This window comes from Cupriavidus sp. L7L (genome assembly GCF_004353535.1).
Lineage (GTDB): Bacteria > Pseudomonadota > Gammaproteobacteria > Burkholderiales > Burkholderiaceae > Cupriavidus > Cupriavidus oxalaticus_A.
In genome coordinates this window covers 1-15,467 of the sequence record NZ_SMNY01000018.1, presented here as the reverse complement: position 1 = coordinate 15,467, position 15,467 = coordinate 1, and the positions used below count along the sequence as shown (strand labels likewise).

Annotated in this window: 17 protein-coding genes; 13 read left to right on the top strand and 4 right to left on the bottom strand. The window is 65.1% G+C overall.

Going from position 1 to position 15,467, the window contains the following annotated elements:
* The 13 genes from E1J61_RS18085 to cheZ form a co-directional block, all read left to right on the top strand.
* The coding region (locus E1J61_RS18085) for a methyl-accepting chemotaxis protein (protein ID WP_243736911.1) at positions 1–705 on the top strand (705 nt) is incomplete at its 5' end.
* A 58-nt stretch (positions 706–763) separates the two neighbouring features.
* Positions 764–1,498, top strand: coding sequence for a DUF4088 family protein (locus E1J61_RS18080; RefSeq protein WP_133095424.1), 735 nt, complete (start codon positions 764–766; stop codon positions 1,496–1,498).
* A 481-nt stretch (positions 1,499–1,979) separates the two neighbouring features.
* Positions 1,980–2,297, top strand: a complete 318-nt coding sequence (gene flhD / locus E1J61_RS18075) for a flagellar transcriptional regulator FlhD (RefSeq protein ID WP_022537455.1) — start codon at positions 1,980–1,982, stop codon at positions 2,295–2,297.
* Entirely contained in the window at positions 2,294–2,899 is a 606-nt protein-coding gene (gene flhC, locus E1J61_RS18070; RefSeq protein ID WP_133095423.1) for a flagellar transcriptional regulator FlhC, read from the top strand. The genes flhD and flhC overlap by 4 nt, the downstream gene beginning before the upstream one ends.
* 119 nt (positions 2,900–3,018) lie before the next feature.
* Entirely contained in the window at positions 3,019–3,882 is an 864-nt protein-coding gene (motA, locus tag E1J61_RS18065) for a flagellar motor stator protein MotA (protein ID WP_063241017.1), read from the top strand.
* A gap of 24 nt (positions 3,883–3,906) precedes the next feature.
* Positions 3,907–4,884, top strand: a complete 978-nt coding sequence (gene motB / locus E1J61_RS18060; RefSeq protein WP_133095422.1) for a flagellar motor protein MotB — start codon at positions 3,907–3,909, stop codon at positions 4,882–4,884.
* 74 nt (positions 4,885–4,958) lie between these two features.
* A complete protein-coding gene (gene cheA, locus E1J61_RS18055; RefSeq protein ID WP_133095421.1) occupies positions 4,959–6,986 on the top strand; it encodes a chemotaxis protein CheA in 2,028 nt (675 codons plus the stop codon).
* Between the two features lie 35 nt (positions 6,987–7,021).
* On the top strand, positions 7,022–7,516 hold the full coding sequence (locus E1J61_RS18050; protein ID WP_133095420.1) for a chemotaxis protein CheW: 495 nt from the start codon (positions 7,022–7,024) through the stop codon (positions 7,514–7,516).
* Positions 7,517–7,553: 37 nt separating this feature from the next.
* Positions 7,554–8,477: a CheR family methyltransferase gene (locus tag E1J61_RS18045; protein WP_207951227.1), complete on the top strand. Its 924-nt coding sequence runs from the start codon at positions 7,554–7,556 to the stop codon at positions 8,475–8,477.
* Positions 8,477–9,148: a chemoreceptor glutamine deamidase CheD gene (gene cheD / locus E1J61_RS18040; protein WP_133095419.1), complete on the top strand. Its 672-nt coding sequence runs from the start codon at positions 8,477–8,479 to the stop codon at positions 9,146–9,148. Before E1J61_RS18045 ends, cheD begins: the two co-directional genes overlap by 1 nt.
* A 21-nt stretch (positions 9,149–9,169) precedes the next feature.
* Positions 9,170–10,243, top strand: a complete 1,074-nt coding sequence (locus tag E1J61_RS18035) for a chemotaxis response regulator protein-glutamate methylesterase (protein WP_133095418.1) — start codon at positions 9,170–9,172, stop codon at positions 10,241–10,243.
* Between the two features lie 70 nt (positions 10,244–10,313).
* Positions 10,314–10,700, top strand: coding sequence for a chemotaxis response regulator CheY (gene cheY / locus E1J61_RS18030; protein WP_133095417.1), 387 nt, complete (start codon positions 10,314–10,316; stop codon positions 10,698–10,700).
* Positions 10,701–10,719: 19 nt separating this feature from the next.
* Positions 10,720–11,355 carry a protein phosphatase CheZ gene (cheZ, locus tag E1J61_RS18025; protein WP_133095416.1) on the top strand — a complete coding sequence of 212 codons (636 nt, stop codon included), beginning with the start codon at positions 10,720–10,722 and terminating at the stop codon, positions 11,353–11,355.
* 149 nt (positions 11,356–11,504) lie between these two features.
* Here the strand turns inward: cheZ and E1J61_RS18020 are convergent, their stop codons facing one another.
* The 4 genes from E1J61_RS18020 to E1J61_RS18005 all read right to left on the bottom strand — a co-directional run bounded on the left by E1J61_RS18020 (position 11,505) and on the right by E1J61_RS18005 (position 14,798).
* Positions 11,505–11,894, bottom strand: coding sequence for a cupin domain-containing protein (locus tag E1J61_RS18020; protein WP_133095415.1), 390 nt, complete (start codon positions 11,892–11,894; stop codon positions 11,505–11,507).
* Positions 11,895–11,982: 88 nt separating this feature from the next.
* A complete protein-coding gene (locus E1J61_RS18015) occupies positions 11,983–12,462 on the bottom strand; it encodes a YbhB/YbcL family Raf kinase inhibitor-like protein (protein ID WP_133095414.1) in 480 nt (159 codons plus the stop codon).
* Between the two features lie 275 nt (positions 12,463–12,737).
* The gene (locus E1J61_RS18010; protein WP_133095413.1) at positions 12,738–13,751 is read right to left on the bottom strand and encodes a 1-aminocyclopropane-1-carboxylate deaminase; all 1,014 of its coding nucleotides are present in this window, start codon (positions 13,749–13,751) and stop codon (positions 12,738–12,740) included.
* Between the two features lie 330 nt (positions 13,752–14,081).
* Positions 14,082–14,798 (bottom strand): hypothetical protein, encoded by a 717-nt coding sequence (locus E1J61_RS18005; protein ID WP_133095412.1) that lies wholly within the window; start codon positions 14,796–14,798, stop codon positions 14,082–14,084.
* Between the last annotated feature and the right edge of the window lie 669 nt (positions 14,799–15,467).

Genomic DNA, 15,467 nt, shown 5'->3' with positions numbered 1-15,467 from the left:
ACCAACATCCTGGCGCTGAACGCCGCGGTGGAAGCCGCGCGTGCCGGCGAGCAGGGCCGCGGCTTTGCCGTGGTCGCGGGCGAGGTGCGCAGCCTGGCGCAGCGCAGCGCCAACGCGGCCAAGGAGATCAAGGGCCTGATCGGCGATACCGTCGAGCGCGTCGACAACGGCTCGGCGCTGGTGGGCCAGGCCGGCAAGACCATGGACGAGATCGTGCAGGCGGTGAAGCGCGTGACCGACATCATGGGCGAGATCAGCGCGGCCTCGGCCGAGCAGAGCTCAGGCATCGAACAGGTCAACCAGGCCGTGGCGCAGATGGACGAGGTGACGCAGCAGAACGCGGCACTGGTCGAGCAGGCCGCGGCCGCTGCCGGCGCGCTGGAAGAGCAGGCCGGCCGCCTGCAGGGCGCGGTGGCGATGTTCCGCCTGGCGGCGGAGGATGCGCAGGCATCGTTCTCGCTGCCTGCCACGAAGCCAGTTTCCGCTGCGGTGCCAGGCAAGGCGGCGGGGAAGGTGCGCACGCCGGCCATCCACAAGCGTGCGGCCGCTCCGGTTGCGGCAAACGCGGCGGCATCCGCTGAAGCCGATGCCTCGCGCCCCGCCGAGCCGATGGAGCAGAAACAGCCAGTGCATTCGGTCACCACCGCACGCGCGCCGCGCCCCGCGCTGGCCGGCGCCGACAACGGCGACTGGAGCGCGTTCTGATCCACAGGCGCCTTCTACCGGAACCACGGGCCGTGGCGCGGCCCGGGATGGCAATGCTATGACGAGCGAGATCACCCTGGCCCTGCCGCCTGATGACGCGGCCAGGCTGCGCAAGGAATTCGACCAGTTCATCGGCGTCTCGACCGGCCTGGACCGCGAGTTCCTGCAGCCCGAGTTCAACGACTTCCTGCGCGCCAGGCTGCTGCAGCACGATGGCCCGCTGACCGAGCGCGCCGTGAACCGGCTGTTGTCCGGCGGCGAGTACGGCTGGGCCCGGCGCGTGTTCGACAAGCAACTGCCCAACGCGCTGGCGGCGCTGATGCGCGACGCGCAGCGTTTCGGCTTTGGCCTCGCGGTGCAGCCGGACTGGACCGCGGCGCAGCGCCTTGCGCATGCGCGCGAATGGGCCGCGAAGGTGCTGGCCGAATGCGGGGCCGACGCCGCCTTCACCGAAGCGCTTGCGACCCAGGTCGCGGCCTCGGCCGAAGACGTGCGCGCGCTCGAGGAGCGCATGCGCACACCGGCATGGCGGCTGGCCGAAAGCCTGCGCCAGCGTGCCTATGACCTGATGTACGCGCTGCAGACCGACGACAACGAGGCCACGGGCCGTGCGCGCGTCGGCGAACTGCGGGGCATGCTGGGACTGGCGCTCGAATATGGCTCGGTGCAGCCGGAAGAAGCCGCGCGCGTGCTCGAGCAGGTGGAGCGCTCGCGCCCCGCGTTGTTCCGCGACGCGCCCGACGATGTCTTTGCGCGCCTGGCGGCGTGGCTGCGGCGCATGTTCGGCGGTTGAACGCGCGCGTGCCGTGCCGCGGATTTTGGACATGCCGTTTTCGGACAGGCAGGGCAAGCCACGTGCGCAATGAGCACCCCGCACGCACTTCGTCAATAGAGGAATCCAGCAGGCACCGGGACGGCGTTTCGCGCGTTTGGTTCTTATGACGATTGCGTTACAGCGTTGATCGAAATCAAGCTACGGTACTGTGAAATGTTACAAAATCCGCAGGCCTCATGTATGTTTCGTGCGACATTTGCAACCCCCCCGCGTAAGTAGGGATTGGCATTGCGGGCAGATTGCCGATATAAACGTACCAGTCTCACTTACACTCTGTAACACTTGTAACGGGGCTGATAACAGTGTGACAAGGGCGCAGTTTCTTTAGGTCGTACGTTGTACCCGCCCAGCCGCAAATCAACGATCTGGTCGCCGGAGCCCTCGGGCCCGGTAAGCGCCGGACAAGCGGCAACGGTGGGTTTTTGGTAGCGGGGAAAAATTGGAAAGCAGTGAAGTTCTCCAGGAGATCAGGGAGGTTAACCTCGCCTATCTGCTGCTCGCGCAACGACTCGTGCGCGAAAACCAGGTCGAAGCCATGTTTCGGCTCGGGGTCAGCAAGGAAATCGCGGATATCCTCGGTAAGCTGACTTCGGCGCAACTCGTCAAGCTCGCGGCATCCAACATGGTGCTGTGCAGGTTCCGCTTCGACGACCATGCGCTTCTGTCCACTCTCACCCACACGGCCAAGAGCCATGACATGCAGCAGATCCACGCCGCGATCCTGCTTGCTCGCCAGCCTGTGGAGTCACTCAATTGACCGCGCTGCTGAAGGCCGAGCCGAACCGGAGTTTCACGGCCACCTCCACAGCCGCCCGCAAGAGCGTTCTCCAGGATGCCAACCAGACCCAGCTCGCCATCGAGCTGATCGGCCTGGGTGCGCGCCTGCAGGTGCTTGAAGCCGAGACCACGCTGTCGCGCGACCGGCTCATCCGCCTGTACAAGGAACTGCGCGGGGTCTCGCCTCCCAAGGGCATGCTGCCCTTCTCGACGGACTGGTTCACCACCTGGCTGCCGAATATCCACTCGTCGCTGTTCTTCTCTGCCTACCAGTTCATGGTGCAGGAAGGCGAGACCGTGGGCATCCGAGCCGTGGTGGCGGCCTATCGCCTGTACCTCGAGCACGTATCGCTGCTGGGCGGCGAAATTGTCTTAAGTTTCACGCGTGCCTGGACGTTAGTACGGTTCTTCGAGAGCAATATGCTGCAGCTGTCCGGCTGCACGTGTTGCGGCGGACAGTTCGTCACGCACGCGTATGAGCCGCACGCGAACTTCGTGTGCAGCCTGTGCCGTCCGCCCTCGCGCGCAGGGAAAGTGAAAAAGCTCTCGAAAGACGCAGCCGCCGTGCAGACCAACGCCTGATCCTGGTTGAGGTCCGTCGGCCGGCAAGCTTGCAGCGCTGGCGGACGGACCACTCCCCGTTCGCCCGTGCGCGGGCCATTGTGCGTGATTGACGCGCGTTTTTTGACGGGGATCCCATCGTGCTAGTAGTTCTTGGCTATGTCGTCGTGGTTGTCGCGGTGCTTGGCGGTTACGCCATGACCGGCGGCCACATGGGCGCGCTATATCAACCGGCGGAATTCGTCATCATCGGGGGCGCCGCCTTCGGTGCCTTCATCGCCACCAACACCACCAAGGCCATCAAGGCCACCGCCCGCGCCCTGCCGGGCCTGTTCAAGGGCTCCAAGTACAAGAAGGAGCTGTACCTGGACGTCATGTCGCTGCTCTACGTGCTGCTGTCCAAGGCACGACGCGAGGGCATCCTGTTCCTGGAAAAGGAAATCGCGGATCCCGCTTCCAGCAGCGTCTTCAGCCAGTACCCGCGCATCCTGTCGGATCCGGTGGTGATGGAATTCCTCACCGACTACCTGCGCATGATGGTCAATGGCAACATGAACGCCTTCGAGATCGAGGCCCTGATGGACCACGAGATCGAGACCTTCCGCCACGAGGCCGAGATTCCCGCCCATGCGCTGTCGCGCGTCGGCGATGCGCTGCCCGCCTTCGGCATCGTCGCCGCGGTGATGGGCGTGGTGCATGCGCTGGGTTCTGCCGACCTGCCGCCGGCCGAGCTGGGCGCGCTGATCGCGCACGCCATGGTCGGCACCTTCCTGGGCATCCTGCTGGCCTACGGCTTTATCTCGCCGCTGGCCGCGCGCATCGAGCTGCAGGTGTCCGAGAACGTCAAGGTCTACGAGTGCATCAAGGTGGTGCTGCTCGCCTCCCTGAACGGCTACGCCCCGCTGGTCGCGGTGGAATTCGGCCGCAAGGTGCTGTACTCCACGGTGCGGCCGTCGTTCCTCGAGCTCGACGACCACGTGCGCGAAGTCAAGAGCCTGAACTGAGCACGGCAAGGCAGGAGGCACCCCATGAGCAGCGCACATGACATGCGTCCGATCATCGTCCGCCGGGCGAAATCGCACGCCAGGCCGCACGGCAACCACAGCTGGAAGATCGCCTATGCCGACTTCATGACGGCGATGATGGCGCTGTTCCTGGTGCTGTGGCTGCTGTCCAGCGCCAACAAGAAGACGCTGGAAGGCATCGCGGAATATTTCCGCATGCCGCTCAAGGTGGCTGTCGTCGGCGGCGAGAAAAGCAGCCAGTCGCCCAGCGTGATTCCAGGCGGCGGCATGGACGTCATGCGCAAGGACGGCGAGATCATGCGCGCGCGCGACAACGAGCCGAGCGAGGAGCAGCGCCGCAACGAACTGCAGGAAGGGCAGCGCCTGCGCGCGCTCAAGCAGCGCCTGGAGCAGATCATCGAGAACAACCCGATGCTGCGCCAGTTCCGTCCGCAGCTGCTGCTCGACATCACCAGCGAAGGCCTGCGCATCCAGATCCTCGATACGCAGAACCGTCCGATGTTCCGCACCGGCAGCGCCGCCGTCGAAAGCTATATGCGCACCATCCTGCGCGAGATCGGCCCGGTGCTGAACGAGCTGCCGAACAAGGTCAGCCTGTCCGGCCATACCGACGCGGCCAACTATTCCAACGGCGAGCGCACCTACAGCAACTGGGAGCTGTCCAGCGACCGCGCTAATGCCTCGCGCCGCGAACTGATCGCGGGCGGCATGCAGGAGGGCAAGGTGCTGCGCGTGCTGGGCCTGGCCGCGACCATGCCGCTGGACAAGGGCGACCTGCTCGCACCGGTGAACCGCCGCATCAGCATTGTGGTGCTCAACCAGAAGGCGCAGGCGCGCTTCGAGGCCGAGAACGCCAGCGCCGCCGAGGTCTCGGTGTCGGCGCAGGCCGGCAAGGCGGCGCAGGAGATGCAGGCCGGTTTGGCCGCTGCCTCCGCGCCGGCGGCAGCGGCCGCCCCGGAAGCGCAGGGCCGCAAGCCATGACACAGCAAACCACCAGTCGCGGCCGCACCAGCGGCGCCCGCGCCTAGCGCAGTAACCTAGTGAGTCAGGACGCCATGTCTGTCGATATCGATATCACACAGTTTTACCAGACCTTCTTCGAAGAAGCGGAAGAACTGCTCGTGGAAATGGAGCAGCTGCTGCTCGGCCTGGACATCGAGTCTCCCGATGCAGAGCATCTGAACGCGATCTTCCGCGCGGCGCATTCGATCAAGGGCGGAGCCGCCACCTTCGGCTTCGCGGCGCTGACCGAGACCACCCACATCTTCGAGAACCTGCTGGACCGCACGCGCCGGCGGGAACTGGCGTTGACCAGGACCATCATCGACACCTTTCTGGAAACCAAGGACGTGTTGCAAGACCAGCTCAACGCCTACCGCAACGGCACCGAACCCGATCCGCAAACGCTGGCGCGCATCTGCGCCGTGCTGCAGCAGCTCGCGCAGGAAGCCGCCGGCGAGGCGGGCGCACCCGCGGCCGCGCCGGCCCCTGCACCCGCTGCCGCACCGGTAGCGACTCATGTTGCCGGCGGCGCGCTGAAGATCCGGCTGATCAAGGTCTCGGCCAACGACCAGGCGCTGCTGCGCGAAGAACTCGCCAACCTCGGCGAGATCACCGGGCAGCAGGAGGTCAACGGCGAACTGGTGGTGTGGCTCAACACCCAGTGCAGCGCCGACGACATCATCGCGGTGTGCTGCTTCGTGATCGACATGGACCAGATCGTGATCGAGCCCGCGACCGACGCACCCACGCCGGCACCGGCACCGGCACCTGCGGCAGTGCCCGCGCCGGCTCCGGCCGCGGCCGCCCCGGCAGTGCCTGCTCCCGCCGCACGCGAGAAAGAGAAGGAGAAGGAAAAAGCCAGGCCGGCCCCGGCCGCCGCGCACGGCGAAGGCTCGATCCGAGTGCCGACCGAGAAGGTCGACCAGATCATCAACCTGGTGGGCGAACTGGTGATCACCCAGTCGATGCTGGCGCAGACCGCGTCGTCGCTCGACCCGGTGCTGTTTGACCGCCTGTTTTCCGGCATGGGCCAGCTCGAACGCAACGCGCGCGACCTGCAGGAAGCGGTGATGTCGATCCGCATGATGCCGATGGACTATGTGTTCTCGCGCTTCCCGCGCCTGGTGCGCGACCTGGCCAGCAAGCTCGGCAAGCAGATCGACCTGGTCACCTTCGGCAAGGCCACCGAGCTCGACAAGAGCCTGATCGAACGCATCATCGACCCGCTCACCCACCTGGTGCGCAACAGCCTGGACCACGGCATCGAAACGCCCGACAAGCGCGTCGCCGCCGGCAAGGAGCCGACCGGCCAGCTGGTGCTGTCCGCGCAGCACCACGGCGGCAATATCGTGATCGAAGTGAGCGACGACGGCGGCGGCCTGAACCGCGAGCGCATCCTGGCCAAGGCGATCCAGAACGGCCTGCCGGTGTCCGAGAACATCAGCGACGAGGAAGTCTGGCAGCTGATCTTCGCACCTGGCTTCTCCACCGCCGAAGTCGTCACCGACGTCTCCGGCCGCGGCGTGGGCATGGACGTGGTCAAGCGCAACATCCAGGAGATGGGCGGCCATGTGCAGATCAGCTCGCGCCCGGGCCTGGGCACCACCATCCGCATCGTGCTGCCGCTGACGCTGGCGATCCTGGACGGCATGTCGGTCAAGGTCGGCGACGAGACCTTCATCCTGCCGCTGAACTGCGTGATGGAATCGCTGCAGCCCAAGGCAGAGGACGTGCATACCGCCGCCAACTCTGACCGCGTCATGCACGTGCGCGGCGAATACCTGCCGCTGCTGGAAATGCACCGCGTCTTCAACGTCGCCGGCGCGCTGCAGGAGCCGACGCAGGGCATCGCCGTGATCCTGCAGGCCGAAGGCAAGCGCTTCGCGCTGCTGGTAGACCAGCTGATCGGCCAGCACCAGGTGGTGCTGAAGAACCTGGAAACCAACTACCGCAAGGTGCCGTGCATTTCGGCGGCGACCATCCTCGGCGACGGCAGCGTGGCGCTGATCGTCGATGTCGGCGCGCTGCAGCGCACCGGCGTGCGCCGGCAGGAGCCGGCGCTGGCCTCGTCGTTGGCCTGATCCCCCCGACCCACTACAGGAAGAGAAAACACATCATGGCCGGCATCGGACACATCGATACCCCCGGAAGCGACGCTTCGGGCCAGGAGTTCCTGGTCTTCACGCTGGGCTCGGAGGAATACGGCATCGACATCCTCAAGGTGCAAGAGATCCGCAGCTACGAGACCGTCACGCGCATCGCCAGCGCGCCCGAATTCATCAAGGGCGTGACCAACCTGCGCGGCGTGATCGTGCCGATCGTCGACCTGCGCCTGAAGTTCCGCCTGGGCAACGTGCGCTACGACCACCAGACCGTGGTCATCATCCTCAACGTGGCCAGCCGCGTGGTCGGCATCGTGGTCGATGGCGTGTCGGACGTGCTGACGCTGACCGGCGAGGCGATCAAGCCGGCGCCGGAGTTCGGCGTGTCGATCTCGACCGAGCACCTGACCGGGCTGGGTACCGTCGACGGCCGCATGCTGGTGCTGATCGATATCGAGAAGCTGATGACCAGCCCCGAGATGGCGCTGGTCGAGGCCGAGCTGGCCTGAACCCGGCGCCGCCGCAACCTGAAACGCCACGCCAGCCATGACGCTGTTCCGCACTGCCGCCAGCGCTCCCGCCAGCCTCCAGGGCCTGGCGGGCGCAGTCGCCGCGCCGGTCGCCAACCCGCGGCGCGACGAGATGCGCGACTTCCTGCTGACCGAGCGCGACTTCGAGAAGATCCGCGCGCTGATCCACAAGCGCGCGGGGATTTCGCTGGGCAGCCACAAGCGCGAAATGGTCTACAGCCGCCTGGCGCGCCGCCTGCGCACGCTGCAGCTGGCCGACTTTGCCTCGTACCTGGCGATCCTGGAAGCGGATGACCGCTCGCCCGAGTGGGAGTTCTTTACCAACTCGCTGACGACCAACCTGACTTCGTTCTTCCGCGAATCGCACCATTTCCCGCTGCTGGCCGAGCACGCGAAGAAAATAGGGCGCCCGTACAGCGTGTGGTGCTCCGCGGCGTCCACCGGCGAGGAACCGTACTCGATCGCCATAACACTGGCCGAGGCGCTGGGCGACCGCGCCGCCACCGTGCTGGCCACCGACATCGACACGCAGGTGCTGGCCAAGGCCCGCAGCGGTGTGTATTCGGCCGACCAGGTCGCACGGCTGTCGCCCGAACGGCTCAAGCGCTTCTTCCTGAAGGGCACCGGCCCGCGCGCGGGCTCGGTCAAGGTCAAGCCCGAGCTGGCCGCCACCATCACGTTCGATCCGCTCAACCTGCTCGCGCCCGACTGGGGCATCCGCGAGCAGTTCGATGCGATCTTCTGCCGCAACGTGATGATCTATTTCGACAAGCCGACGCAGGGCCGCATCCTGGAGCGCTTCGTGCCGCTGCTCAAGCCGCACGGCCTGCTCTTCGCCGGCCATTCGGAGAACTTTTCCTACGTCACGCGCGCATTCCAGCTGCGCGGGCAGACTGTCTACGAACTGGCGCCCGATGCCGCCAGGGCGGGAAGGGCCTGATGCGCACGCCCTATCTGCCCGAGGCGCTGGCCACGCGCACCTACTTCGACCGCGAGTTCGGCAAGCAGGCGGTCAAGCTGCTGCCCAACGAGTACTACGTGACGCGCGAGGACGTGGTGCTGACCACCGTGCTGGGGTCGTGCGTGGCCGCGTGCATCCGCGACGAGGTCGCCGGCGTCGGCGGCATGAACCACTTCATGCTGCCCGACGACGAAGGTGGCGGCGCTGGCGCCGACCGCATGCTGTCGCCATCGATGCGCTACGGCAGCTACGCGCTCGAGGTGCTGATCAACGAGCTGCTCAAGATGGGCGCGCGGCGCGAGCGGCTGGAGGCCAAGGTCTTCGGCGGCGGTGCGGTGCTGGCCAACATGACCACGCTGAACATCGGCGACCGCAACGCGGATTTCGTGCTGCGCTACCTCAAGGCCGAAGAGATCCGTGTGGCGGCGCAGGACCTGCGCGGCCCGCATGCGCGCCGCGTCAGCTATTTCCCGATCGGCGGGCTGGCGCTGGTGCGCCGCCTGACGCGGCAGGACGACGAGGTCTCGGTGGCGCGCGACGAACGCGCGCTGGCACGGGCCATCGCCACCTCGGCCAGGACCCCGGCGCGCGCGCCGGAGCGCACCCCCGAACTGTTTGCGCGGCAGTCTCCCACGCGCCAGCTTCCCTGACCCAACCGAGCACGAATTCCTATGACTGCCGCCAAGATCAAGGTGCTCTGCGTGGACGATTCCGCGCTGATCCGCAGCCTGATGACGGAGATCATCAACAGCCAGCCCGACATGGAAGTGGTTGGCACCGCGCCCGACCCGCTGGTGGCGCGCGACCTGATCAAGCGCCTGAACCCGGACGTGCTGACGCTGGACGTCGAAATGCCGCGCATGGACGGGCTGGATTTCCTTGAGCGCCTGATGCGGCTGCGGCCGATGCCGGTGCTGATGGTGTCGTCGCTGACCGAGCGCGGCTCGGAAATCACCATGCGCGCGCTGGAACTGGGCGCAGTGGATTTCGTCACCAAGCCCAAGCTCGGCATCCGCGACGGGCTGATCGAATACACCGACACCATTGCCGACAAGCTGCGTGCCGCATCGCGCGCGCGGGTGCGTGCGGCCGCGCAACCCGCGGCAGGCGTCGCTGCCCCCGCGCCGATTCTGCGCAGCCCGCTACTGTCGACCGAGAAGCTGATCATCCTGGGCGCCTCCACCGGCGGCACCGAGGCGATCAAGGAATTCCTGATGCCGCTGCCGCCCGACAGCCCCGCGGTGATGATCGTGCAGCATATGCCGGCCGGCTTCACGCGCTCGTTCGCGCAGCGCCTGGACGGGCTGTGCCGCATCACCGTGAAGGAAGCCGAGCACGGCGAACGCGTGCTGCCGGGCCATGCGTACATCGCGCCGGGCGACTCGCACCTGCGCCTGGCGCGCAGCGGCGCCAACTATGTCGCGCACCTGTCGCAGGAAGCGCCGGTCAACCGCCACCGGCCCTCGGTCGACGTGCTGTTCGATTCCGCCGCCGAGCATGGCGGCAAGAACGTGATCGGCGTGATCCTGACCGGCATGGGCAAGGACGGCGCGCGCGGCATGCTGCGCATGCGCGAGGCCGGCGCCTATAACCTGGCGCAGGACGAGCACACCTGCATCGTGTTTGGCATGCCGAAGGAGGCGATCGCCACCGGCGGCGTGCATGAAATCGTGCCCTTGCCGGCGATGACCCAGCGCGTGATGGCGCGCCTGGCCACGTACGGCACGCGCGCGCAACGGGTCTAGTCGAGCCGGCAAGCCGGAACAACAAAGCCGGACCAACAAGCCATAACTGCATTTACCTGGAGCCCTCAAAGTGGACAAGAACATCAAGATCCTGGTCGTGGACGATTTCCCGACCATGCGCCGGATCATCCGCAACCTGCTCAAGGAGCTGGGATTCGTCAACGTCGAGGAAGCCGAGGACGGCGCCGCCGGCCTGGAGAAGGCCAGGGACGGCAGCTTCCAGTTCGTGATCTCGGACTGGAACATGCCCAACATGGACGGCCTGTCGATGCTGCAGGCGATCCGCGCCGACGCGAATATCGGCAAGATGCCGGTGCTGATGGTGACGGCCGAGGCCAAGAAGGAAAACATCATCGCCGCGGCCCAGGCCGGCGCCAACGGCTATGTGGTCAAGCCGTTCACGGCCGCCACGCTGGACGAGAAGATCACCAAGATCTTCGAGAAGCTCGCCGGCTGATCCAGAGGAGCCCTTTGCCATGACTCCGACGCTGAGCAACGATTCGGCCGAGCAACTGATCCTGCGCATCGGCAACCTGACGCGGATGCTGCGCGACAATATGCGCGAGCTCGGCCTGGACAAGGAGATCGAGCGCGCCGCGCAGGCCATTCCCGATGCGCGCGACCGGCTCAACTACATCGCGGCGATGACCGAGCAGGCCGCCGAGCGCACGCTGAACGCGGTCGAACTGGCGCAGCCGATCCAGTCCGACATCGAGCAGCAGGCCGAGACCCTGGACAAGCGCTGGGGAGCGTGGTTCGAGCAGCCGGTGGAGCTGGCCGACGCCCGCTCGCTGGTGCTCGACACGCGCGCCTTCTTGTCCGAGGTGCCGGGCCAGGCCCGGGCCACCAACAGCCACCTGCTCGACATCATGATGGCGCAGGACTTCCAGGACCTGACCGGGCAGGTGATCAAGAAGATGATGGACATGATCCGCACGCTGGAGCAGGAACTGCTGCAAGTGCTGATCGACAATGTCCCGTCCGAGCGGCGCGTGGAAGCGCAGGCGCCGTCGACACTGCTCAACGGACCGCAGGTGAATCCGGAGGGCAAGGCCGACGTGGTGTCGGACCAGTCGCAGGTGGATGATCTGCTGGCTAGCCTGGGGTTTTGACGTCTCGTTTGGAGTTCTTGCAAGGTCGGTAGGGGCTCGGCGCGAGCGGGCGTTGGGTCCCTACCCCAGCACGAGTTCCGGTCCTGAAACCAGGAACATCGGCGGGCGCCCCCTTCTGATGTGCCAACCCGCACCGACCGACACATCACTCACGGCGCCGGCGATGCCAGCGGCTTCCCTTTCTCGACCACGTACACGCCTACCACCCGCGCCGCCGTGCCACCATTATTGTGGGCGTCATGCACCACGCCGGCCGGCACCACGAACGACTCACCGGCCTTAATGGTGCGCGGCGACTGGCCGTCGATCAGGAGTTGCACCTCGCCGTCCATGACGTAGCTGATCTCGTCTCCAGGATGCGTATGCCGCCCCGCATAGGTGCCTGGCGCCACCTCCACGCGCGCGACCACGGCTTCGCGACCCGGTACGGATACATCGGCCCGGCCGACCACGGTGCGGGTCAGTCCCGAAATCTGCGCCAGCGCGCTACCTGTCATCAGCGCCACGATGCTCAAAATGACCAGATTCTTGTAGTGCATGATTTCTCCTCGAAATTATTTATCTTTTCCAGAGATGACTGCCCCGTCTGGTCCCCGCCGACATTCATGCTGGCAGGCTGTTACTACGTCAGCGCCCCTGCTTCTGGTAGGTCCCGATCAGTTCGGCATGGGCCAGTATGTGCCCCCGCATCGCCTGTTCCAGCGCCGCCTTGTCGGGCTTGCCGAGATCCGGCAGCACGACGTCCAGGGCATATAGCTTGTGGAAATACCGGTGCCGGCCAATTGGAGGACACGGCCCGCCGTAATCGGCACGGTGCCAGTCGTTCAAACCTTCGCGAGCGCCCGGCGGCAAGCTATGCCGGCTCATGCCCTGCGCAAGCGAGCCGGCCTTCGGCGGCAGGTTGTACACGACCCAATGGACCCATGTCATTTGCGGTGACGCCGGGTCCGGCGCATCCGGGTCGTCGACAATCAGGACCAGGCTGGCAGTGGAGGGTGGCAACCCAGACCAAGACAGTGGCGGTGACACATCGGTGCCTTCGCACGTGTGCACGGTGGGAATCTCCCCGCCTTGGGCAAACGCGGGGGATGTCAGTATGAGCGGCATCGATGGCCTCTGCTGGGCAAGTAGCGTTGGTCCGAACAGCATGGCCGCTAAGGCCAGCCACCTCGGTAGAAGTGCCAATCGCACCATATCTGCCTCCGCCGGCGCATGACGGCTGTTCCAACTTAGCCCGGATTCAGTCCCTGTACAAGGGACCGTGCAGCTTTCCGAAGCCGGCGGCTGACATTCGCGCGCGGATTTTCCTGTCTTGGGACATCTGATACGTGCAGGGCTGGCAAGCGCTTGCTATCAGGCTCACACGATCTTGTGCAAGCCGATCATGCGAACGCCTTGTGATACGCGTTGAGTGCGGGCGCGCCGCCCAGATGCACGTACAGCACGTTCGTTCCCTTCGGAATCTCACCCGCCTGCGCCATCGCGATCAGGCCCGCCATGGATTTGCCCTCGTACACCGGATCGGTGAGCATTGCCTCAAGCCGCGCTGCCGTGCGGATCGCATCGATCGTCCGCTCGTCGGGCAGGCCATAGTCCGGGCCCGCGAAACGCGGATCGACGATCACGTCGGCGTCGTCGATCGGCTTGCGGATGCCGATCAGTTCCGCAGTCTGCCGCGCGCTCTTTGTCACGGCGCGGCGGGTCATCGCCTCGTTGCAAGCGGTATCGATGCCAATCAGCCGGCGCGGCCTGTCCTGCGCCTTGAAGCCGGCGACCATGCCGCCCTGTGTCGAGCCGGTGCAGGTCGCGGTAATCACGGTGTCGAAGAACATGCCCATTTCCTGTTCCTGGCGCGCGAGTTCCTCGGTGAAGTTCGCATAGCCAAGGCCACCAAGGGGATGGTCGGATGCACCCGCCGGAATCGCATAAGGCTTGCCGCCTTCCCGGCGCACCTGCTCGAGGGCGCGCGACCAGGTCTCCTTCACCTCGGTCGAGTAGCCCTCGCCCTCCAGCAGCGTCTCGGCGCCCATCAGCCGCGACAGCAGGATATTGCCGACCTTGTCGTAGACCGGATCGTCCCAGTGTGTCCACTCCTCCTGCACCAGCCGGCAGCGCATGCCGAGCACCGCCGCGACGGCCGCAACCTGGCGCGTGTGATTCGACTGAATGTTCCCGATGGAAACGAGCGTGTCGGCGCCTTTTTTCACTGCGTCAGCGGCGAGCCACTCGAGCTTGCGAATCTTGTTGCCGCCAAACGCGAGCCCGGACGACACATCGTCGCGCTTTGCCCACACCGAAATGCCGAGCACATCGGACAGGCGATTGAGCCGATGAATCGGCGATGGGAAGAAGCCAAGCGAGATGTGGCCGAAGCGATGCTCGAGATCAAGTGCCATGGCGGGCTCCCTGTCGAAGAACGGGGAAAGATTGACTCTAGATTAGGTCCAAAAGGCCGAGACATTGGAGCGTGGCGCGCATTCACCTGCGGCGCCTCGCCTAGGGTCGAATTGGAATTCAAATGTGCCCTCGCTCTGGACGGAATGTTGAGGTGCAAACATCACATTCGAGCGAGCTGCTTCGGCGCCGTCGAACGGCGCCTCATGGCCCCGATTCCGGTCGGACGAGAAGGCGATCGCCGGCGCTTTTGTCGTTCGAGTCGTTAGATTCTAGAAGGCCGGGTATCAGTGGCCTCGCATGACTGGCCTATAGGCCTGCTCCTGACTACCCTACTGGAACACCAGCGTGCCCAGCGATTGCCCATTGATATTGAACATCGTGGATCTGGACGAAACAAAGCTGATGTTGCCGCTGGTGTCGATGCGGAATGTGGTCTCATCCTCGGCGATGCGGGCATTGCTGTTGTCGAACACCTTGTCGAGCAAGGTCAACAGCAGGCTGCTTCCGGTATCGGCGGCAACGCTATAGGACTCGGTAAGTGTTCCCACCTTCGTGGCCTGTGTGCTGTCCGAGTAAATCGTGGCGCTTGCCAGAGGTCCCGAGTCGCCGGCCTTCACTGTCGGCGGAATCGTATAGTCGGCGAACACCACAAAGGCATCCCCCTCGTCGATCACCATCACGGCATAGGTAACGGTATTGCGGAAGATGGTCCTGGTGTTCGAGAACGGCATCGAATTACCATTTGCGACAACCGTGCCGCTGACGGTTTCAGTGGTCCTCAATACCGAAGTGTTATTCAGAGAGGTCGCAACGAAAGGGGTTGCGGTCAGGGTTCCGGAGCCTGATAGCGGCACATTCTCTACCGTGCCGGAAATCGAGAAACTTGCGGTCAGTCCATTCGCCGCCAGACTTGCCATGGCTGTGCTGAGCGGCACCGTCAGAGGCTGCACCGGCGTGGTGGCGGCTTCGTTGCTGTCGTTGTCGTCGCCGCCGCAGCCGCCGAGAAAGAATGAAATTGCAAGCACAAGAAGGAATCTCCCGGACATCGCAGTCTCCTGGCCGAAATGCCCCGGATTCGAAACCTGTCTTGGCATGCGACCCGGCGGAACGGGTAGGGCATGGCGCAAACCGCAATCTTTCCATACCCGCAACCCATGCAAAATGCCCTGCTGTTCGGCAGGCTTGGCGCGCGAGGCCGTCACCCCAAATAAGCCGCAACAAAGATGCCAACACTGCCGGATGTGTTGTTTTTATTATGTTATGGCAGACATATAGATTCGAGGCGCTGGTGAAATCGGTGCAATCTGTTTCGTTCGAGATACAGGCCGGAAGCTGTCAGGCGTTGGAAGGCTTCCGGCGTTTGCGTGCGACTGGCAGGTTCGCTGACGATGCGTGATGGACAAGCACAGCGCTCACCCACAGGAGTGCGTCCACGACGGGCGGTGGCTTGTTTCAAGGCACTCGCCGGTCGACGGCCACTCCAGATTTCCCTAAAGTCTCCCAACCCCCCGCCGTTAATCCCCCAAGTCCCCCGATCTCCCAAACAACACCCAAATCCCCCGCCTTTTCCCATGAATGGGAAGCCCCCCACGCTTCGATAATCCGTGCTGACGAATAGCGGCCTGCCGCTTCGCACGGAGCGTGGATGTCCGAAGAAAGCGATCTCGAGAAAACCGAACCCGCCTCACCCCGGCGCCTGGAAAAGGCGCGCGAGG